The following is a 21,594-nucleotide window of genomic DNA, read 5'->3' on the forward strand; positions in this document are numbered from 1 at the left end:
CATTTTCCCCTCTCTATGAAATTAAATATCTTGTCGTAATACAAAATTCTCCTTGATACGTTCCTATCGGAGCTGGTGTCGTAATTTGAATAATATCAAAACGGCGGAACGTAAACGAAATACTTGTTCCTTCAGAAACGGTGAATGTTTGAATAGTTCCTCCGCCAGGACCTAGTACTGCTACTGTAATTTGGTTTGCAGGGCTAACGCCTGGACCTACATCGTAAGTTAAATAACCTGTTCCAACAATATTTTGGTTCACATTATTTGTATACACAGTAAACGTACTAGCAGCAGCACTAGACCACGGATTACAAACTTTATCTTGGACAAAATTATTACTATCATCCGAACAACACGTTAAAACTGTTCCTGAGCACTCACAAGACATAGTCTTTCCCTTCTTTCTTTTTTATTCCTTATATGTGTATGTCCTTCAGAGTCTTTTGCCTGTACTATTCATCCATTTTCAAAAAATATGCAAACTTCATTACTACTAACTAGATAGATTCCGTTTTGTTTCTTTTTTTCATAAATTTATAGATAAAGATACTAGCCACAATAAGAAGAACGCCCCCTAATATTGGTAGCATATACTCTCCAACAACATCCGCCGCTTTTGCCCAATGCGGACCTAATTTCATTCCAAAATAGACATATAAAGTCGTTAACGGGAACATTGCAACAAATGTATATATGATAAATTTCCATATGTTCATTTTCGCCATACCACACGGAACGGAAATAAGCGTTCGAACTCCCGGTACAAAACGTCCAACGAATGCTACAACTGGCCCATATTTCTCAAAGAAATCATCTGCTTTTTGAATTTGTTCTTCTTTAATAAAGAAGTATTTCCCGTATTTTATTAATAGAGGACGACCACCGTAATAACCGAGTGCATATAACGTTAATGGTCCTGTCGTTCCACCTAGTGTTCCAGCTAATACAGCTAGCCAAAAATTCATATCACCCTCGTATACCCAATACCCAACCATGGGCAAAACTACTTCTGCTGGAATAAATTCAAACGTTAATGCTAATACAACTCCAAAATAAGAAAACTGCTTTAAAAACTCGATTATATCTAAAATAATTTGCTCCATACTTTAACTCCTATCCTATATTCATATTATGCTTCTCTTGTAATTGCACTGGTGCCATTTTTACAATTCGGTTCAAAATGAATAACACGATTCCAATGTCATCTAGAATACCGATAAATGGTAAGAAGTCTGGAATGAAATCGAGTGGCATCGCAACATACCCAACTAAAAAAGCGATAGATAAAATTTTCTTCTTTATTGAAACCTCTTTTGAAGTAAAAAAGTCAAATAGGAATGGAACAAACTTGCGAACATGAAATACAACTCTTAATCTACTTATAAGTTTTTTCATTTTTATATCTCCTCTCTTTGTATACAAAAAGGACCCTACCAAATATGGTAAGGGTCCTAAAAAAGACAGAAAGGGGCCTTCACCATTGCTGGTAAAGGTCTCACTAACAACGAAACGTTGCCAATAAAGCCGAGGGTTTCTCCCTGTAATGACGACTTTACTGTAATAAGTTACTCCCCTTTATATACACAATTTTATACAATCACATTAAAATATTTACTTAGGCTTGTCAATATTTTTTTATTTGTATTCATACCATTACATGATAGAAGACTCTATTCCCCATTCTTTTTCGAAACAATTTGGAGCTTTAAACGATCGGGATCATAGAAGGTTATTCTTACTTCTTCACCATCGTATTCCTCCACAAATGATATACGATAAAATGCCAATTTTTTCTTTATCCGCTCGATATTTGTAGTTTTTAAAAATAGTTCCTTCACTGATGATGTGACAGTCTCTCTATACTCTCCCAGTCCCCTGTTTACAACAAAACAAATTCTCGTTGAACCAATATCATACCAAACACCTGTTACACGTAATTGTGGTCTCTCCTTACTCGGTTTAAAACCTAGAATCCCTTCATAAAAATATAATGTTTCCTTTAAGTTTTTAGATTCTAATACAACACTTGTTGTAATCCTTTCCATCCGCACTCCTCCTGTCTCTATTAGTTTTCTATATGAGTCATAATTTACAATTATGTACGAATACAATACATAGTGATCAATATTTCATTAATAAAGGAGGAGTGTAACATGGATAAATACATGAAATCCTACATACCTTTTCATGGACCAAACGATCCTTGCCCTCCAATTGGAAAAAAATATTACTCAACTCCCCCACACCTATTTATAGGCTTTCAACCACCTAACTTACCACAATTCCCACCAAAAGAAGCTTTAAGAAAAGGAACTCTATGGCCCGCTTTTTATGATTTTTATGAAAATCCTTACAAAAAAGGACGGTGAATAAAAACGTGACACAAACATTGCCGGATGAATATTACAAATGGATTGAAGAACTACAAGAGCTAGACTTCGTATTAGTGGAACTTACCCTCTATTTAGATACGCATCCCGATGATACTGCGGCTATAAATCAATTCAATGATTTCTCCTATAAACGAAGAGTATTACAGCAAAAAATTGAAGAAAAATACGGGCCACTTCAGCAGTTTGGAAATAGTTATTCTAACGCTCCATGGGAATGGAGCAAAGGACCTTGGCCATGGCAAATATAAAGGAGAGAAAATATGTGGATTTATGAAAAAAAATTACAATACCCTGTTAAAGTAAGTACCTGTAATCCCGCACTCGCCAAATTATTAGTTGAACAATATGGCGGTGCGGACGGTGAATTAGCTGCTGCTCTTCGTTACTTAAATCAACGTTATACAATTCCTGACAAAGTCGTCGGCTTACTAACCGACATTGGCACAGAAGAATTCGCACATTTGGAAATGATCGCGACAATGATTTATAAGTTAACAAAAGATGCAACACCAGAGCAAATGAAAGCTGCTGGATTAGACGCACAGTACGCTAATCACGATAGTGCTTTGTTTTATCATAATGCCGGCGGTGTTCCCTTTACTGCTACTTATATTCAAGCAAAAGGAGACCCTATCGCCGATTTATATGAAGATATTGCCGCTGAAGAAAAAGCACGAGCAACTTATCAATGGCTCATTGATTTATCTGACGATCCCGACATAAATGATAGCTTGCGATTTTTACGCGAACGAGAAATTGTCCATTCACAACGTTTCCGGGAAGCAGTGGAAATTTTAAAAGAAGAACGCGATCGAAAAATTTATTTTTAACACACGTATCCTAGCGATATGTGTTTTTTTTGCGTTTACAGTTAAATCCTTCCTATTAAACATATAAATAGTATATTTATTCGATTTAATGCATTATTTTTTAATATTTTCAAAATTCCCTATTGCTTTCTAGTCATCAGACCTTTAAAATAGTAACAGTTACTCGACAAATTATTTGAATTTTCGACAAAAACACTCATTAGGAGGATTTTCTTTATATGCGTACAACTTTAAAACCAGCGCAAATACTTTCGATTAGTTTATTACTATTCGCAGTTTTCTTCGGTGCTGGTAATATGATTTTCCCACCACTCCTTGGACTTTCTTCTGGAGAAAACATGTGGGTTTCCATTACAGGCTTTATTATTACAGACGTCGGTTTATCTTTACTGGCTATCGTCGCTGTTGCTCTTGCCGGTGGTAGTTTCAACACTTTAGCGAGCCGTGTTCATCCAAAATTCGCAGCAGTATTCGCTATCATCATTTATCTTTCTATCGGCCCACTATTTGTTATTCCACGAACTGGATCTGTATCTTATGAAATTGGGATTGCACCACTTTTCCCTGATCAATGGTATTCTATGTTAATCTTTAGTGCGATTTTCTTTACAGTCGTCTACTTCTTATCATTAAACCCATCCAAATTAGTAGATCATATCGGTAAAATCTTAACGCCAATTTTACTCGGAATTATTGCAATTATGGCAACAAAAGCGATTCTTTCACCAGGATCATTCACTGAGCCTATCGGTGACTATAAAGAAATTCCATTTTTCAAAGGATTTCTTGAAGGATTTTTAACATTAGATGCAATTGGAGCACTTGTATTATCAACGATTGTTGTAAATGCAATTCGTCAAAACGGTATACAAGATAAAAAGTCCATTGCAAAATATACAATTATTTGCGGAAGCATTGCTGCTCTATTCTTAACAATTGTTTATTTCTTACTCGGTTATATCGGCGCTTCAAATGGAAACTTAGGACAATTCGAAAATGGTGGTCAACTATTAGCGGTCATTATGTACCAATTCTTTGGGACAAGCGGGAATGTTTTATTAAGCATCGCTATTATCTTCGCTTGCTTAACGACAGCAATGGGCGTTGTAAGTGCATTCGCAAACTATTTCGCAACAGTCCTAACAAATGTATCGTACAAAAAACTTGTTTTATATGCTTGTTTATTTAGCTTTGTTATTTCAAACTTAGGATTAAGCTTACTAATAAAAATTACATTACCTGTATTAATCATTTTGTATCCAATTACAATCATTTTAATTTTCGTATCCTTTATTGATAAATATACGAAACGTAAACCTTCTGTCTACATCGGAGCGATGATTGCAGCATTTATTGTTAGCTGTGTTCATGCACTTGATAATGTGGGAATGATACCAGGATTTATTGCTAATATCGTACACACAATTCCGTTTTACAACTTAGGAATCGGTTGGATCGTTCCAGCAATAATCGGTGGTCTAATCGGATACTGTATTCCGCAAACAGAAGCTGAAGGTGAAGTTTCTGCAAAATAAAGAAAAGAAGCAAGCATTGATTATGCTTGCTTCTTTTTTATTTTCACATCGTATGTTTAAATGTAAACAGATCCTCTTTTGACTGTACAGCAGACTGTTCCTCTTTTACATCTATCTTCTTTATCTCTCCCCCTAATCGAACTTTCCTCATCGCCTCTTCTATACTTTTTACAATCATATTTCCTGAAAAAATAGTAAGCCCGAAAAATGTAATTGGGACAAGAGGAATCCATGGATGCACTGTTAAAGATCTAAAGTATACTCCAATTAAACCTGACCATTCATGTGTATAAGAATCTATTTCTTTCATCCCTGGAATCGGTCCACCATACTGGACCGTCCCACCAAAAAACACCTCAAGTAACCCTAAATGAAGTAAAATGGTCAAGGTTTGAGTAAACTGTTGAAGAAATACGAGTATAAACGTCATATTGAGATGTGGAAAAATATGCTTTATAACTATGTGTCTTCTTGATCCGCCTAATATGCGCGCGGCATCAATAAATTCTTCCGTTCTCAATTTACGAACTTCATTCGCAACATATAGTGCAATAACTGGCATCGCAAGCGCTACAAGTAATACCACTTGGAATGAAGCCCTTTCAAAGAAAGTTGTTGTTTCCTCTCCACTTCCAAATCTATTAACAGATTGAAGAAAGAAATACGCAATCATAACTGTTGGAATGACTGTAAAACTATCAAAGAAAGCCTCAATCTTTGCAAAGCCTCTTTTTATGTATGTTCCGAGCAGAACACCGAAAAACACACCCATTACCATTCTAAGTAATGCGATTAAAAACGATATTCCAATCGTCCACTTTGCTCCCTCAATTACTAAATGTAAAAGGTCATATCCATTCCGGTCTGTCCCAAGTAAAAATTGTGATGAAGGTGAAAACGGTGGCACTTCTGGGTTTCCAGCCGCATCATATTGTAGTGTAACTTTTCTAATCTGCCCATCATTCCATATCGTATTTCCGATGCTCAAAAGAACTAATATGAGAAAAAATCCAATACTTATCCAAAACCTTTTATCACGTTTTATGTACATCCACATATTATAATCTCTCCTTCATTGCAGCTGGAACGAGATAATGAAACAGTTTAAATAAAATAAAAATCGGAATATAAATAAGTAGTACACTAACGATGAAAACCTCAACCCTAACATCCGGATACGATTTCAAAAACATAAAAATACCTTTTATATTAAAAATCCATTCTATAATATATAAATTTGATAACATGAACCATATATTCGTTTTTGCAAAGAAAAGTGTACTAAGCAACACATTTCGTAAAATATGGCGATTTAAAATATGAAAGCGATTCAGCCCCTTTGCCTTAGCAAATAATACATAATCTTTTTCTAGTTCATTTTCAAAACGAAGCACTAACAGTTTCACAAACATAATCGTAGTCGGGATGCTCAAACAAAATATCGGCAATCCTCTAATGGACTCGCCTCCAATTGTCGCAATTTTAAAAGGTAAAAAGCCTGTCTGCTTAAAAAACCATATAACTAAAAGTTGTGATCCTAAAATAAGAAGAATGTCTGGAATGGATTCTAGAAAGATGAGAAACGATTTAATTCGATGTTGTATACGCGGTGAACTAATCATAATCATATAAACAATACAAAATGCTACCAACAATGAAATGCAAAATGCAGTCAAGAAAATAATCATTGTTTCTTTATAATGAACAAACAACTGTGGAAATAAAAATTTATCACTTGCATATTGCAAATTGGAAATATCCATTAATTTCGCAAATACTTCTTTTAGACTCTCTATGTACGCTGATACATTCAGCTCAAATCCATAAAATAATTTCGGCAGTGCCCCTAAAAAAATAATACCCAAAATTGAAATGATAAATTGAATTGTCATTTCCATCCCATTCAAAAAAACTCTCTTTACCATTTTCTCCCTTCCCTCTCTATAATTTACTCTTTAATTTTATTCTTAATTTTCCGAATTGTAAATATTTACAACAAAAAAATCACTAGGTTATGATCCTAGCGATTCTTTATGCACATGCTTTTCACTTTTGGAAAACGGCATATACAAAATGAAACATCCAATAAGCGCTACAACTTCTAATGAAATAATATAGTAAGGATGCGGCCCTAACATATCGAGTAATGAAGCTGTTTCTGGCTTATGGGCTAAAAACATATAATTACCGCCTGTTTTATAATTTACGAATGAAACAATTGGAATTAATATGTTTAAAAATATCATTGTGCGTTTAATAGATTGCAATGTAGGACGATATCCTTCTACCCAAGTCATAAAGAGCGGTGCCCAAATAAGTAATACATGTGCAAGGAAAAATTCTATAAAGCGAAAATGCGGAAAAGCATACTGCAAGTTTGGTGTTAAAATAGCTTGTGATGCACCGATAATTCCTGTAAAAAAGACAATCTCGTATATTCGATAACTTTTCATTACAATCATAATCGATGCTAATAATAAACTTATTGTACATAACTCAAATGGCAATGAAGTGCCTAGCTCAAAAATCCCTGCTTTCCACTCCCACATATGAAGTCCAATTTCACTCCCTATAAATAAAAATGCAATCGCGTATCGAACCGTTATATTCCACTTACTTTGACGTAATACATTTTGGTATTGATACAGAAAAACGATCCCTACCAACATAATAAATAATATAATGGCATGTTGCCTTGAATATGGAATAAATGGTTTTAATGGATGCGCACTAAAATAAGCTTCCATCTTCCTTCCTCCTCTCCTTCATCCAATATTATTGTAAGAAAGAAACAACGAGTCAATTCATTTGCTTAGGCTGGGACAACCTCTACCTTACATCTACATATTCATACCTTACAAAACTGTAAGGTTATTGTAAGCTAAAACGATTTGTCAGATTCCTTCCCTCTTCTATACTGAATGTAGATACTAAAACGAACGAAAAGGTGATAAATAGATGAAGAAGAAAAATAAAGTGTTAATTACTAGTGTAGTAGCAATCGGAATTGCAGCTGGATCATATTTTGCATTTGCTGGTGGCGGTTCAGAAGTAGCGATGGCATATAGCGGTTATAAAGTTACAGAAAAACAAATTGAAAATGCACAAAAATTTGGCGGCGAAGTTATTCCAAACGGAATTGAAACCATTTCATTCGATCCAACAAAAGGTACGTACGAATTAGCTGTTAAAAAAGGGGATGAAGTGAAAAAAGGTCAGCTCCTGTTTAAATATAATGATCCTACAGCTAAACAAGGTGTAACGGAAGCAGAAATGCAAAAGAAAATCGCACAAAAAGAAGTAACATTGTATCAAAAACAAATTGATGCAGCGAAGCAAAAATTACAAAAAGATAAAAATGCTGGTCTTCCTCAGGAAGCATTAAAAGCATCGGAAGTCGAAGTGCAGCAATTAGAATCACAACTTGAAATGAAAAAGTTTGAAGTTGAAAAATCTGATGAAATGATTAAAGCAGCAAAAGAGAAAGTAAATACTCTTACTGTAACAAGCCCCGCTGATGGCGTAATTGATGATATCGTGAAAACTGCTGATGAAAAAACCGGTATGAGCGGCATTACACTTCGTCACGCTGGTCCATTTAAAGTAAAAGGTCAAATTTCTGAATATGAGCTTGCTAGTATGAAAGTTGGGCAAGAAGTAACTGTTTCATCAAAAACGGTTGCTGGTAAGACTTGGACAGGAAAAGTAACAGAAATCGGCTCTACTCCATTAAAGAGTATGGACGAAAACAAAACAGTTTCTAACTATCAATTCACTGTCACTTTAGATAATAGTGAAGAATTACAAAACGGCTTCCACGTTTACGTAACGAGTAAATCAGGCGAAGCAACTGGTACGGTTGTTCCGAAGAGCAGTATTGTGAAAAAAGGAGACAAAAATGTTGTCTTCGTTGTAAAAGATGGTAAAGCGAAAGAACAAGCTGTTACGGTTGAATTCGAGACAGATAGCGAAGCAAAAGTTTCTGGAGTGAAAAAAGGAGAAGAAATTATCTCTAAACCTGAAAAAGACTTAAAAGATGGTATGGAGGTTGTCACTCAATGATTAACTTAAAAGGCATCACGAAATCTTTCCAAAACGGTGCTGAATCAGTTCAAATACTACACGGAATTGACGTAACACTAAATCAAGGAGAATTTACTTCTATTATGGGGCCATCTGGTTCTGGTAAATCAACTTTAATGAACATTATCGGTTGTTTAGATAAACCAACGACAGGTACGTACGAACTAGCTGGTCAAAACATTTCAAACATGTCTGAAACAGAACTTGCACGTGTTCGTAATAAAGAGATCGGATTTGTATTCCAAAACTTTATGTTACTACCAAGACTTACAGCACTTCAAAATGTAGAGCTACCTCTTATTTACGCCGGAGTCGATAAAAAAGAAAGACGTGAACGCTCATTAGCTGCTTTAACAAAAGTTGGTTTAGCTGATCGTGCTACTCACTTACCGAACGAATTATCCGGTGGACAAAAGCAGCGTGTCGCAGTCGCACGTGCAATCGTAAATAACCCAAAATTCATCTTAGCCGATGAACCAACGGGAGCACTTGATACGAAAACGAGTACACAAATTATGGACCTCTTTTACGAATTAAACAAACAAGGATCTACAATCATTATGATTACCCATGACCGTGAAATCGGGGAAGCTGCAGCACGTCAAATTGTAATTCGTGACGGAAATATCGTCCAAGATTGGAGAGGTTAATTTTGAACACAAGTGAAAATATACGCATGGCCCTTTCCTCTATCTTTGCCCATAAAATGCGTTCTATCTTAACGATGTTAGGTATTATCATCGGTATTAGTGCCATTATTACTATCATTTCAATGGGTGATGGTACAAACGCAAAGTTTAAACAAGAGTTAGGCCAAGGAAAAGATAATGAAGTAACGATTTACTACAACAATCCCGATTTTGGAACAGATAGTGCCAAAATTAATGCTGATATGCTGAAACGTCTTCAAACTGTACCAGGGGTTAAAGATGTTTATCCAGATGTAAGTATGCAAATCAATGCTTCAGCTGGATCAAAAACTACCTCTCTCAACTTAAAAGGTGGCACTGGTAGCTTTATGACAGATGAGAAACTAAAATTAGTTCACGGTCGTGAATTAAACGATAATGAATTAAACCAAGCAATTCCTGCGATTATATTAAATGAAGAAGCTTTCAATAAATTATTTAATGGTTGGGAATCAAATTTATATGCCGATATAAAAGGAAAACCATATAAAATAGTCGGTGTGTATGAAACAAAAAATGATTTCGGAATGGCTATGGCGGAAGGTTATACATCGCTTGAAAATGCTCCTGTCATTTCTGGAGTAACTGAATATGAAACTGTAAAACTAACACTAGTTTCTCCAGCAGAACGTAAAAGTGTAGAAAAACAAGCCGTTTCCATTTTAAATGAAATGAAAGCTCCTAAATTTGAGCATAAATTTGAAGCCCAGGACTTAGGTGACTTTACGAAGCAACTAGACGAATCAATTGGTATGATGAAAATGGTATTCGGTGGTATCGCCGCTATCTCCTTACTTGTTGGTGGTATCGGTGTAATGAACATCATGCTTGTGTCTGTAACAGAACGTACACGTGAGATCGGTATTCGTAAAGCACTTGGTGCAACACGTGGTAAAGTATTAATGCAATTCTTAATTGAATCTTGTATTTTAACAGGGCTCGGTGGTTTCATCGGATTCATGCTCGGTATTTTCTTCGCTTGGATCGTCTCAATCTTTGCCGGATGGCCACTTGTTATCTCAAAAGAACTTGGACTTCTGTCAGTAGGTATCTCAATGCTAATCGGTATTGCATTCGGCTTACTACCAGCTAACAAAGCTGCAAAACTTGATCCAATTGAATGTTTACGATATGAGTAAGTAAAAAACGTAGGAGTTTGCACTCCTACGTTTTTTATTTACCTATCAAATCATGTTTCTTCTATTATATATGTTTCACGTTATAAACACCTTTCATTATTTTAACGTACTAAAGCCATTATAGAATTCTATTATTTCAAAAATAATATGTAACAAGCCAAATGCAAGACGTAATTTCTTCCATGCCTCGACTTATTTTGTAACAATTATAACGATATTTCATTGATTTTCACTTAATATATATAGTCACCCACTAAAAATAGTTATTATTACATAACTACTTACCTGTTCCGACAGCAAAATACACTGTTTCTGTAACATTTAAGAAAAACTATAGTAATAGTTTCGAAACATTATTAATCTAATAGAAATTGAAATACTCTCCATTTTATGTTTCATATGCTCTTATCCCCCAAACAAACTATAAGAAAGCGCTTTTAGGATATTACTGGAATTATTACAGAATATTAATGACCCGTTACGAAAGCTTTGTAATTTTATGTTTTTCGCAAATAAGAAAATAATGGTTGCTATAATGAGGTCAACGAAAACAAATGCAATGGAGGCTATTATGAAAAAAATTATGGGTATAGCAACAGCAGCGGTTTTTGGTCTTGGGATTTTCACAACATCTGCTAAAGCAGAAACAATCGTAACGACTGATGTACTAAATGTACGAGAAAACCCAACTACTGAATCAAAAGTTGTCGGAAAGTTATTAGATGGATATAAAGTAAATGTTTTACATACAGAAAATGGTTGGTCAAAAGTTAAATTAAACAATGGTAAAGAAGCTTTCATAAGCGCTGACTACACAAAAGATACGTATTACGTAACAGCAAATGTATTAAACGTACGTGCTGGTGCAAATACAGACTCAGAAATTCTTGGTAAATTGAAAAAAGATGATGTAATTGAAACAACACACCAAGTTGAAAATGGTTGGATCCAATTTGAATATAACGGAAAAACAGCTTATGTTCATGTCCCTTACTTAACAGGTACAGCTCCAGTTAAAGTTCAACCAGTAGTTAAAGCTGAAAAAACAACTACAGTTCAAGATACAGCTAACGCTCGTGAAGCAGTTAAAGCAAAGGAAGTAGCTGAAACTCAAGCAAAAGCTCAAGCAGAAGAAGCAACTAAAGCTCGTGAAGCAGCTGAAGCCGAGGCAGCAGTTAAAGCTCAGGAAGCAGCTAAGGCCCAGGAAGCAGCTAAAGCTCAAGAAGCAGCTAAAGCTCAGGCTGAAGCTCAAGCTCAAGCAGAAGCTAAGGCTCAAGAAGCGGCTAAAGCCCGTGAAGCAGCTAAAGCTCAGGCTGAAGCTCAAGCTCAAGCAGAAGCTAAGGCTCAAGAAGCGGCTAAAGCTCGTGAAGCAGCTAAAGCTCAGGCTGAAGCTCAAGAGGCAGCTAAAGCTCGTGAAGCGGCTAAAGCTCAAAAACCAGCTACACAACAACCTGTTGCAAAAGAAACTGAAACAAGTGCACCATCATCTTCTCGTGAGTTACAAGTTGTAGCGACAGCTTACACAGCAGATCCACTTGAAAATGGTTATAAAGCAGGCGACCAAGTAAAATCAGCTATGGGTCATAACTTAACAGCTAATCCAAACATGAAACTAATTGCAGTTGATCCAAGTGTCATTCCATTAGGTTCAAAAGTATGGGTTGAAGGTTACGGAGTAGCAATCGCTGGTGATACTGGTGGAGCTATTAAAGGTAATAAAATTGACGTTTTAATGCCTGATAAAGCTACATCAAGTAACTGGGGACGTCAAACAGTTACAGTGAAAATTTTAAACTAATTACTATGTAAAAGAGTCAGTCTCCATGTTGAGACTGACTCTTTTTTATCATTCTTACATTCTTTCTCTCCCGTCCAAATTAAATCTATCCTCTCTATTTCTTTAATGTAAATCCAAATTTATCCCATGCTTGTAAATAGTCTAATAAGAAAATCTCTTCCTCTACAATTCGACCAACTACATTTGTTTTTCCTGTATTCACCATATCTTTTAGCGCGATTTGTAATTCACCTTTATACTGACCATATTGTTCATTATCAATTAAAAGATCACCACGCTTAATTTCACGCGTATTATGAGGTTTAAACTCTTCTTTTTTATATTTCACACGGCTTTGTGTAGAACGAATCATATATTCCGATACATCCCCTCGATAAAAATGAGGTTCGTCTAACACAATAATTCTTTCTAATTCTGTCGTTGTATCATATAGTCCTATATCAAATGTTTGTTTCTCTTTATTTAATGCACCTAGCGCTTGTAACTCTTCTTCTGATGCATATGCATTCGCAATAATAACATCATCAATTAATTCTGTCGCAAATAGGTGCTTTGCCTGTGTTGTCATCGGTAATTCACGATGCTGCTCTAACGTACATAATCCTTCTGTTACTGGCCAAGGCCCATATGTTGCATCAAATGATGAAATAAATGCAGCTGTTCTCATGCCGTAATCTTTAAATTGTTTCGAGCATGTAATGAAATGATCGTATGATAATCCTGAATAACGGTGTGGATAAAAGTTATGACAACCAATTAAATTTTCACGATTTGGTCTATGACTCATAATGTTATCTACATATTTCGTACCGTTACTCATATTAATCTCGATTTTTAATCCATATGGGTTGTACGTCATAATTGATTCTTCTAATCCTGAAAAACCAACATCTAAACGAATACCATACGCACCTAGTTCATGGAAGAACGATAAATCGTTATATGAAATACCAAGTTGTTCAAAAACAGATGGACTAATATCAACTAACACTTGGAATCCTAATGCATTCGCATGCGAAATCGTTTCCTTAAACTCCTCTATAATTTTCTCTTTCTCTCCATCCACAGATAGTAAACATGTGAACACACGTGTAAATCCGTATTTACTTGCTAATGTTAAATACTCTTTATCTTTCTCCACTGTTGAATGTTCTGGATAAATAGAAATACCTAATCGTCTCATATGTACACGCCTCTTTCTTCATCGTTTTGTAAACCTTTTCAAATATATGTAGTGAAAAAATATATATCCCCTTCTCATTCACCACTTTTTTGAATCCGCTTTCTTTAAAGAAAAAACAATTTCTATCATTCATAACAACTGCAAGTCTATACATCTATACTTTACATCTTTTTTTCATAGTTGTGTAGCTTTTACACAAATTTGTCAGTTTTTTCGTTTTAAAAATTGTTATCCGTTTTCAAGACATCTTCCTTGACTGTTACGTTGACCACTACATATACTCGAAAGAAAAGAGAAGACTTTTATATAGGGGATGAATATATGGGAGAAGCAATACTCGTAAAACGAGAACCGTTATGGACAAAAGAGTTTGTCGCTTTAATTTTTGCAAACTTATGTATGTTTTTAGGGTTTCAGATGTTAATTCCGACTTTACCTGTTTATGTGAAAGAAATTGGTGGCACAAGTTCCAATATCGGATTTGTTGTCGGGATGTTTACCGTGGCGGCACTTTTTGTTAGACCGCTAACTGGAAACGCCTTGCAGAAATTCAATAAAAAAATCATTTTAATGATCGGTACTGCTATTTGTTTACTTGCTATGGGCAGTTACCTTTTCGCCTCAACTGTTTTTCTCTTGCTAGCCGTTCGTATTTTACATGGCGCTGGTTTTGGTATTACAACGACTACATATGGAACTGTCGTTTCTGATTTAATTCCAGCAGCACGCCGTGGAGAAGGAATGGGATATTTCGGCCTTTCTGGAACAATCGCAATGGCGCTCGGTCCACTAATCGGACTATGGCTTATGCAAACATATAACTTTACTATTCTTTTTTTATGTGCGCTCTCTTGCACAATAGCTTCATTAATATTAACGAAATTACTTCAAATCAAAAAAACGAAACAACCACCACAGCAATCATCTGGTACTTTTCTCGATGGATTTATTGAGCGTAAAGCTTTACTTCCTTCATTATTAATATTATGTATTACATTAATGTACGGCGGGATCGGAAGTTTTATCACGCTATTCGCTACCGAAGTCGGCATTGCTGATATAAGCCTCTTCTTCTTATTTAATGCACTGGCAATCGCTGTTACTCGTCCGTTTTCTGGAAAATTATATGATGCGAAAGGTCATGCATTCGTTATTATTCCAGGAGTTATTATTACGTTTACAGGTATTATTCTACTGTCGTATACAACTACAATTCCGAGTTTAATTCTTGCAGCAGCATGTTACGGAAGTGGCTTCGGAGCAATTCAACCTGCACTACAAGCATGGATGATTGACCGCGTAGCACCACACCGACGAGGAGTCGCAACAGCTACATTCTTCTCTGCATTTGACCTTGGAATTGGCGCTGGAGCCATTATTTTTGGGTTCATTGCACATTTTACAAACTATGCAACTGTATATCGTTATTCCTCTCTTTTACTTATTGCTTTCCTGTTCATTTACATCACAAGCTTACGGAAACAAAAACAGAAAGGTAAAATAAACGAAAAAGCCGTTGGATAATGTTAACTCGCTCTATTTCAAAGTACTTAAACAAAAAAATCATATATACACAAATGCAAAAAGCAGTGGATTCCTCCAAAAATCACACTGCTTTTTGCATTGTATTGAAAGATGAACCATTGTTCTATTTATTCCTGTTGTTCGTATGATATTAATATATAGAACGAATTGGAGGAAATGTTGATGAAGGCAATAGTGTACACAAAATACGGTCCCCCCGATGTTCTTCAAATGTAAAGCATAATAATGACTCCTACTAAAGTGAAACTCTCTTGTTAGCAACCCCATCAGGATTGTACGCAAATAACCGGATTAAAGAAGTACACTGCGCACAATTTTTATTATACGAAGTACTCAAACTTTTTCAACATAAAAAACAGGGCAAATTCATATACGAATTGCTCTTTTTTATTGTTGTAAGCACTTCAAAAAAGACGGTTTAAAATCATTCAATCGTTTTTGCTTTCATTTCAAACCTCCCCATTTTCCCCTACATATTTTTCTAATTTTAATCAAAAATATGCAAAGAATCATTATTATGAATACGGTGAAATTTTACTTAGCGCATCCAATTTGGATAGTTTACCTCTCCTATTTTTACTATCTGTAAATAGTTTGATAAATGTGACTTCTTTACAAAACGATTGGATATATTAGCCGAAAAACCAATTAAATACAGGTATTTCTTTAAAGATTTGTAAACTTTTCATCACTTTGTAAATTTAGTGTAAATTTTACTAGCAAACCGTTTACAGTGCCTCAAGGTTTAGTTAATAATTACATCGTACATGAAATTTAAGGAGTGGAATGCGTGGAATATAATGTTCAAGATATGATCTTCCAGTTCATTGGTGGATTAGGTATTTTCTTATTCGGGATTAAATACATGGGCGATGGACTGCAACAAGCAGCTGGAGATCGTCTTCGCGATATTCTAGATCGCTTTACAACAAACCCACTTATGGGTGTACTAGCAGGTATGTTAGTTACAGTCCTAATCCAATCAAGTTCAGGAACAACCGCTTTAACAGTCGGACTTGTAAGTGCCGGATTTATGACATTAAGACAAGCAATTGGTGTTATTATGGGTGCGAACATCGGAACGACAGTTACTGCATTTATTATCGGAATTAAAATCGGAGAATACGCTCTCCCAATTATGGCAGTTGGAGCAATCTTACTATTCTTCTTTAAAAATAAAAAAGTACATTCTGTAGGTCAAGTTATCTTTGGTTTTGGTATGTTATTCTTCGGTTTAGAACTAATGAGCACAGGTATGAAACCTCTTCGCTCTTTAGAGTCATTCCAAGAATTAATGGTTAGCATGAGTGATAATCCAATTTTAGGCATTATTGTCGGTACAGTCTTCACTTTAATTGTACAAAGCTCAAGTGCAACAATCGGTATTTTACAAGAATTATTCGGTCAAGGTGCAATCGACTTACAAGCTGCTCTTCCTGTATTGTTCGGTGATAATATCGGTACAACAATTACAGCTGTATTAGCAGCAATCGGTACTTCAATTGCAGCAAGACGTGCGGCATTAGTTCACGTTATCTTTAACATCGTCGGTACAATTATTTTTACGATTTTATTAGTACCATTTACAAATTTAATTCAATATTTCCAAACGTCATTAAATTTAAATCCAGAAATGACCATTGCATTTGCACACGGAACATTTAACGTAACGAATACAATTATTCAGTTCCCATTCATTGCAGCATTAGCATGGATTGTAACAAAAATTATTCGCGGGGAAGATGCATCTATTGATTTCAAACCGCAACATTTAAATCCAATCTTTATTGAACAATCTCCAGCCATCGCTTTAACAGAAGCTCAAAAAGAAATTATTCGTATGGCTGAATTTTCATTACACGGATTAAAAGAAGCAAACCAATTTTTAAATACACAAGATAAAAAACACGCTGACATGGCTACTCAACTAGAAGGAGCTATTAACAATTTAGATAAAAAAATTACCGAGTATTTAGTTTTACTATCAGAAAAACCACTTTCACCTACAGACTCTGAGAAACATTCCGTTTTAGCAGGTGTTGTTGGAGATATTGAACGTGTCGGTGATCATGTAGAAAACCTTGTAGAACTTGTAGACTTCCAAATTTCAAACCGTGTTTCACTATCAGGTGAAGCATTAGCTGAACTAAATGAAATGCTTGCATTAACAATTTCAACATTACAAGACGCAGTTGAAGCTTTAACAAACTTCGATACTGAACTAGCACAAACAGTTATTGCAAAAGAACGTAAAATCGACCAAATGGAACGTGTTCTTCGTAAACGTCACGTATTACGTCTAAACGAACGCAGCTGTTCAGGTGATGCAAGTATTATCTTCGTTGATATGGTAAGTAACTTAGAGCGTATCGGCGATCACGCTGTAAATATCGCTGATGGTGTTTTAGGAGAACAAGGAAAAATCAATTTAAAACAATCATTATAATGAAGAAAAGAGACGCTATATTACGCGTCTCTTTTTTCATTTCATTTTTACAACTGTTCTTCCTTTTAACTTTCCTTGCAATATAAATGTAAACTTCTCATCTAATTCTTCTAATGTACATTCTTCTGTATAAGATAATAGCTCTGTATTTTTCCACTCATCAGCTAACAATGCCCACACTTCTCTTCTCATGTCTACCGAACATTGAACGGAATCTATTCCTAAAAGGCTAATCCCTCGTAATATGAATGGATATACCGTTGTATGTAACTCATGCCCCGCTACGTTACCACACGTCGTGACACAACCGTCATACCGCACCAATTTCAAAGCTGTTTCTAACATACTTCCGCCTACAGTATCGATAACTCCAGCATATATCCCTTTAAGCATCGGTCTTCCTGATTCATCACTCAATTCCGCGCGGTGAATCACCTTTTTTGCCCCTAGACGCAGTAGCATCTCTTCTTCTTCCATTTTTCCTGTTGCTCCTACTACGTTATATCCTAACTTACTTAAAATACTAACCGCTACACTACCTACGCCGCCTGTAGCACCTGTTACTAAAACATCTCCCATACTAGGCATTATGCCTGTTCCAATAAGCTTATATACCGATAAAGCAGCTGTAAAACCTGCTGTCCCGTACATCATACTTTCCTTTAATGACATTCCCTCTGGTAAAGGGATGATCCAAGATGCTGGCACGCGAATATATTCTCCGAAACCACCAGAAGTATTCATACCTAAATCATATCCCGTTACAATAACTTGATCTCCTACCTTAATGGTTCCCTCTTCACTACTCACAACTTCTCCTGCGGCATCGATTCCTGGCGTATGAGGATATGTTCTCGTAACACCTTTATTTCCAGTAGCTGAAAGGGCGTCTTTATAATTTAATGACGAATAATGAACCCGTATTAGCACATCTCCCTCAGGTAAACTACTTACTTCTCTCTCAACAACTTCTCTTTCAAACTGATGATTTTCCGTTTCGTTCACAACAATTGCTCGGAATGATGTATGATTCATTATGCTCTTTCTCCTTTATCCGTAAAATTCTTCTTTATTATATAGAAAATATACGTACGGCTACTCGTTTCTTCTTGGCTATATTTCAACAAATCTTACTTCTCTCTCACTTTCTCACAATACATATTTTCATTTCTACTAAAACAACTTATACTTATTCTACATCTCAAAAACAAAATATAAAAAATCTGACTTTTTATAAATATATTGAATTTTTACGAAATGTAAATGATTTGTAATGTTTTTTTTCGTCAAATTTCATTATAATAAGTGGATATGAGTGTCGTATTTCAATCCAAATGAAGGAGTACAAGAAATGGAGCAAAACCCATCTTTGCAAGAAAATACACGCAATAAACCGAAAAAAAGTAAGAAAAAAACAAAAATTATTATAAGCGTTATTCTATTCTTTTTACTAGTAGGTGGCGGTTATACTTGGTTTTTAGTAAATAAAGCATCTTCTGCTGTTCGAAATGCCGCACACGATTTAGCGCGCGGTGATAAATCTGATTTACGTGACAAAGCTGTAAAACCTATTACGAACAATGTCTCTGTCTTAATAATGGGTGTTGATGAAAGCGATGTCCGAGGAAAAGATTATGGTGAAGCTATAAGAACGGATGCACTATTACTTGCAACGTTTAATAAAGATAGCAAAACTGTGAAGCTATTAAGTATTCCACGAGACACATATACTTATATTCCAGTTGAAAAGAAGAAAGATAAAATAACACACGCTCATGCATACGGTTCTGCTAAAAATGGCAAAAACGGTGGACCACAAGCAACCATTGATGCAGTTGAAAAATTAATGAATGTTCCTGTCGATTACTTTGTAAAATTCAACTTTAAATCATTTATAAAAATCGTCGATGACTTAGGCGGTATTGAAGTTGATGTACCAGTTGAATTTACTGAGCAAGATAGCAATGATAATGCCGAGGCAATTCATCTGCAAAAAGGTGTCCAAAAATTAAATGGCGAAGAGGCTCTTGCTCTTGCCAGAACACGACACATTGATAGTGATGCGATGCGTGGACAACGTCAACAACTCGTTATTGAAGCGATTTTAAAGAAAGTAACAGACGTTGGATCTGTAACAAAAGTTGGAAACATCATTGATGATATTAACGGACAATTCGTTACAAACTTAACATTCGATGATATGCTTTCATTCTATAAGTACGGATCGGATTCAGAAATTGAGAAATTACAAATTCAAGGTGAAGACTGTTACATGGAAAAAGGTGATGATACATGTAGCAAATCTGCTGGTGGTGGCCGAACATATTACTACAACCCAGATAAAAAAGAATTAGCAAAAGTTACAAACGAACTTCGTGCTCACCTTGGACTACCTGCCTATACAAAAACTGACTCTGATTCGAAAAAAACAAATTCAGAGAAGACAAAAGAATCTAAGTCCGAAAATACGAGTGAACGCGAATCAAGTAACAATGACGTAGAAAATAATAATAGTAGTGAAGATACAGAAACATCGTCTAATGACAATGAATAATATAGAAGCAGTGCTCTATGGAGGTAGAGCACTGCTTCTTTTTATTCCTTCAAAATTAAAAATCAGAACTTTCTAACTATCTTTTTTAATATTTTTAAATTATAATAAATGATAGTAATCTATTCCAATTACCAGGGGGCTCATACATATGAAAGCTGCAGTAAAACATAACATTTCAGATTTTAAAGACTACTTAAAATCAAACGATATATACATGGAAGAAAATATAGATGAAAATGATGGTTCTGTACATTTTTCAGTAGGATTAGAAACAGAAGCTGGCGCAAAGATTCAACTTATCGCTGCTTTCGAAAACGAAAATCCTACTGTGGATATATACTGCTTCAATGTTGCTCATGTACCTGATGAAACATCAACAAATGATATTTTACATGTCATCAATGAATTAAACACATCTTATCGATTTGCAAAATTCACGCTAAATAAGCAAAATGCAATTGATATTTCAACATCTCTTGCATTCTCAGAACCAAACTTTAATCCAGCACTTGTCTTTGAACATACGAGAATGCTATATAAATTAGCGAACGACGAATATAAAAACTTAATGAAAGTTATTTGGGCATAAATAAAAGGATGGGCTGCAAGCAGCACCATCCTTTTATTTCGATATCATATCAATCCACATCTTAACAGCAGTACCTACAATTAAAACCGATAACATATATTGCAGTACTTTTTGATTCATCCTCTTCCCGACTCTTGCTCCAAGCGGCGCAGCAAAGATGCTAGCGATCGCAATAATAAGAGCTGGAATCACCACTACTTGCCCAGTCAGCACTTTCCCTGTCGTAATTCCTATTGAAGAAATAAATGTGACTGCAATTGATGTTGCAATCGTCATCCGTATCGGTAACTTTAAAATGACTAGCATAATTGGAACTAATAAGAAAGAACCTCCAGCTCCTATAATGCCTGATGCTCCGCCTACAATAAACGCTAACAAGCTTGCTAACCATTTATTATATTTCACTACTCCGCTGTTATTTTTTTTCGGTATAAACATCATCACAGCTGCAATCGTAGCTAACAGTGTATACACAACATTGACTGTATGTTCCTCTAATACATTAGCACCGAAACTCCCTATGAAGCTTCCTATTAATATACTAGCGCCCATGTACACAACTAACGTTTTATCCATATCTTTATTCTTTCGATATGCCCATGCGCCTGCAAAAGTTGCAAAGAATACTTGTACTGCTGTAATACCGCTCACTTCATGTGACGTATAACCAGTAAATCCTAGCAGTACCGGAATGTATAAGATCATCGGATAATTAATAATCGCACCGCCAATCCCAACCATCCCTGATATAAATGATCCTATAAACCCAATTATAAAAAGTAATACGACTAAACTCACCTTATATCC

At 35.5% G+C, this 21,594-nt stretch carries 22 protein-coding genes; 12 read left to right on the forward strand and 10 right to left on the reverse strand.

Annotated features, from left to right (window positions below):
• Window positions 1–13: 13 nt before the first annotated feature.
• From COE49_RS06275 to COE49_RS06290, 4 genes are all read right to left on the reverse strand, one after another.
• Window positions 14–391: a DUF3992 domain-containing protein gene (locus COE49_RS06275; protein WP_088232412.1), complete on the reverse strand. Its 378-nt coding sequence runs from the start codon at window positions 389–391 to the stop codon at window positions 14–16.
• A 109-nt stretch (window positions 392–500) separates the two neighbouring features.
• Entirely contained in the window at window positions 501–1,106 is a 606-nt protein-coding gene (locus tag COE49_RS06280) for a DedA family protein (protein WP_088232411.1), read from the reverse strand.
• A 10-nt stretch (window positions 1,107–1,116) separates the two neighbouring features.
• Window positions 1,117–1,398, reverse strand: a complete 282-nt coding sequence (locus COE49_RS06285) for a YkvA family protein (protein WP_088232410.1) — start codon at window positions 1,396–1,398, stop codon at window positions 1,117–1,119.
• 275 nt (window positions 1,399–1,673) lie between these two features.
• Window positions 1,674–2,048 (reverse strand): VOC family protein, encoded by a 375-nt coding sequence (locus COE49_RS06290; RefSeq protein ID WP_088232409.1) that lies wholly within the window; start codon window positions 2,046–2,048, stop codon window positions 1,674–1,676.
• A gap of 108 nt (window positions 2,049–2,156) precedes the next feature.
• On the opposite strand from COE49_RS06290, the gene COE49_RS06295 reads away from it, so the two are divergent.
• The 4 genes from COE49_RS06295 to brnQ2 all read left to right on the forward strand — a co-directional run bounded on the left by COE49_RS06295 (window position 2,157) and on the right by brnQ2 (window position 4,761).
• Window positions 2,157–2,372, forward strand: a complete 216-nt coding sequence (locus COE49_RS06295; protein WP_088232408.1) for a spore coat associated protein CotJA — start codon at window positions 2,157–2,159, stop codon at window positions 2,370–2,372.
• 8 nt (window positions 2,373–2,380) lie between these two features.
• Window positions 2,381–2,644, forward strand: a complete 264-nt coding sequence (locus COE49_RS06300; protein WP_136699588.1) for a spore coat protein CotJB — start codon at window positions 2,381–2,383, stop codon at window positions 2,642–2,644.
• Window positions 2,645–2,656: 12 nt separating this feature from the next.
• Window positions 2,657–3,226 carry a spore coat protein CotJC gene (gene cotJC / locus COE49_RS06305; RefSeq protein WP_002170510.1) on the forward strand — a complete coding sequence of 190 codons (570 nt, stop codon included), beginning with the start codon at window positions 2,657–2,659 and terminating at the stop codon, window positions 3,224–3,226.
• Window positions 3,227–3,444: 218 nt separating this feature from the next.
• On the forward strand, window positions 3,445–4,761 hold the full coding sequence (brnQ2, locus tag COE49_RS06310) for a branched-chain amino acid transport system II carrier protein BrnQ2 (protein ID WP_098840761.1): 1,317 nt from the start codon (window positions 3,445–3,447) through the stop codon (window positions 4,759–4,761).
• A 43-nt stretch (window positions 4,762–4,804) separates the two neighbouring features.
• Here the strand turns inward: brnQ2 and COE49_RS06315 are convergent, their stop codons facing one another.
• The 3 genes from COE49_RS06315 to COE49_RS06325 form a co-directional block, all read right to left on the reverse strand.
• Complete coding sequence (locus COE49_RS06315) at window positions 4,805–5,818, reverse strand: ABC transporter permease (protein WP_088232405.1); 1,014 nt, start codon at window positions 5,816–5,818, stop codon at window positions 4,805–4,807.
• A gap of 1 nt (window position 5,819) precedes the next feature.
• Window positions 5,820–6,686: an ABC transporter permease subunit gene (locus tag COE49_RS06320; RefSeq protein WP_088232404.1), complete on the reverse strand. Its 867-nt coding sequence runs from the start codon at window positions 6,684–6,686 to the stop codon at window positions 5,820–5,822.
• A gap of 87 nt (window positions 6,687–6,773) precedes the next feature.
• Window positions 6,774–7,508, reverse strand: coding sequence for a YwaF family protein (locus COE49_RS06325; protein ID WP_088232403.1), 735 nt, complete (start codon window positions 7,506–7,508; stop codon window positions 6,774–6,776).
• 211 nt (window positions 7,509–7,719) lie between these two features.
• On the opposite strand from COE49_RS06325, the gene COE49_RS06330 reads away from it, so the two are divergent.
• The 4 genes from COE49_RS06330 to entC all read left to right on the forward strand — a co-directional run bounded on the left by COE49_RS06330 (window position 7,720) and on the right by entC (window position 12,470).
• The gene (locus COE49_RS06330) at window positions 7,720–8,823 is read left to right on the forward strand and encodes an efflux RND transporter periplasmic adaptor subunit (protein WP_088232402.1); all 1,104 of its coding nucleotides are present in this window, start codon (window positions 7,720–7,722) and stop codon (window positions 8,821–8,823) included.
• On the forward strand, window positions 8,820–9,494 hold the full coding sequence (locus COE49_RS06335; protein ID WP_000609103.1) for an ABC transporter ATP-binding protein: 675 nt from the start codon (window positions 8,820–8,822) through the stop codon (window positions 9,492–9,494). The genes COE49_RS06330 and COE49_RS06335 overlap by 4 nt, the downstream gene beginning before the upstream one ends.
• A gap of 2 nt (window positions 9,495–9,496) precedes the next feature.
• Window positions 9,497–10,672: an ABC transporter permease gene (locus COE49_RS06340; RefSeq protein ID WP_088232401.1), complete on the forward strand. Its 1,176-nt coding sequence runs from the start codon at window positions 9,497–9,499 to the stop codon at window positions 10,670–10,672.
• 448 nt (window positions 10,673–11,120) lie between these two features.
• Window positions 11,121–12,470 carry a cell wall-binding protein EntC gene (gene entC, locus COE49_RS06345; protein WP_098252356.1) on the forward strand — a complete coding sequence of 450 codons (1,350 nt, stop codon included), beginning with the start codon at window positions 11,121–11,123 and terminating at the stop codon, window positions 12,468–12,470.
• A 94-nt stretch (window positions 12,471–12,564) separates the two neighbouring features.
• Here entC and COE49_RS06350 read toward each other — a convergent pair whose 3' ends face one another.
• On the reverse strand, window positions 12,565–13,653 hold the full coding sequence (locus COE49_RS06350; protein ID WP_088232399.1) for a DUF871 domain-containing protein: 1,089 nt from the start codon (window positions 13,651–13,653) through the stop codon (window positions 12,565–12,567).
• Window positions 13,654–13,974: 321 nt separating this feature from the next.
• Here COE49_RS06350 and COE49_RS06355 point away from each other — a divergent pair, with 321 nt between their 5' ends.
• Together COE49_RS06355 and COE49_RS06360 are read left to right on the forward strand one after the other, a co-directional pair.
• The gene (locus tag COE49_RS06355; protein ID WP_088232398.1) at window positions 13,975–15,177 is read left to right on the forward strand and encodes an MFS transporter; all 1,203 of its coding nucleotides are present in this window, start codon (window positions 13,975–13,977) and stop codon (window positions 15,175–15,177) included.
• Between the two features lie 811 nt (window positions 15,178–15,988).
• Window positions 15,989–17,644, forward strand: coding sequence for a Na/Pi cotransporter family protein (locus tag COE49_RS06360; RefSeq protein WP_088232397.1), 1,656 nt, complete (start codon window positions 15,989–15,991; stop codon window positions 17,642–17,644).
• Window positions 17,645–17,680: 36 nt separating this feature from the next.
• Here the strand turns inward: COE49_RS06360 and COE49_RS06365 are convergent, their stop codons facing one another.
• Entirely contained in the window at window positions 17,681–18,679 is a 999-nt protein-coding gene (locus tag COE49_RS06365; protein ID WP_098858848.1) for a YhdH/YhfP family quinone oxidoreductase, read from the reverse strand.
• A gap of 316 nt (window positions 18,680–18,995) precedes the next feature.
• Here COE49_RS06365 and COE49_RS06370 point away from each other — a divergent pair, with 316 nt between their 5' ends.
• Together COE49_RS06370 and COE49_RS06375 are read left to right on the forward strand one after the other, a co-directional pair.
• Window positions 18,996–20,198: an LCP family protein gene (locus COE49_RS06370; RefSeq protein WP_141556614.1), complete on the forward strand. Its 1,203-nt coding sequence runs from the start codon at window positions 18,996–18,998 to the stop codon at window positions 20,196–20,198.
• 148 nt (window positions 20,199–20,346) lie between these two features.
• Window positions 20,347–20,787 (forward strand): hypothetical protein, encoded by a 441-nt coding sequence (locus COE49_RS06375; RefSeq protein ID WP_000642358.1) that lies wholly within the window; start codon window positions 20,347–20,349, stop codon window positions 20,785–20,787.
• A gap of 33 nt (window positions 20,788–20,820) precedes the next feature.
• On the opposite strand, the gene COE49_RS06380 is transcribed toward COE49_RS06375, so the two are convergent.
• Window positions 20,821–21,585: a sulfite exporter TauE/SafE family protein gene (locus tag COE49_RS06380; protein ID WP_098945769.1), complete on the reverse strand. Its 765-nt coding sequence runs from the start codon at window positions 21,583–21,585 to the stop codon at window positions 20,821–20,823.
• Window positions 21,586–21,594 lie beyond the last annotated feature (9 nt).

It is taken from the genome of Bacillus sp. AFS029637 (assembly GCF_002584985.1).
In the GTDB taxonomy this organism is placed as follows: Bacteria; Bacillota; Bacilli; order Bacillales; family Bacillaceae_G; genus Bacillus_A.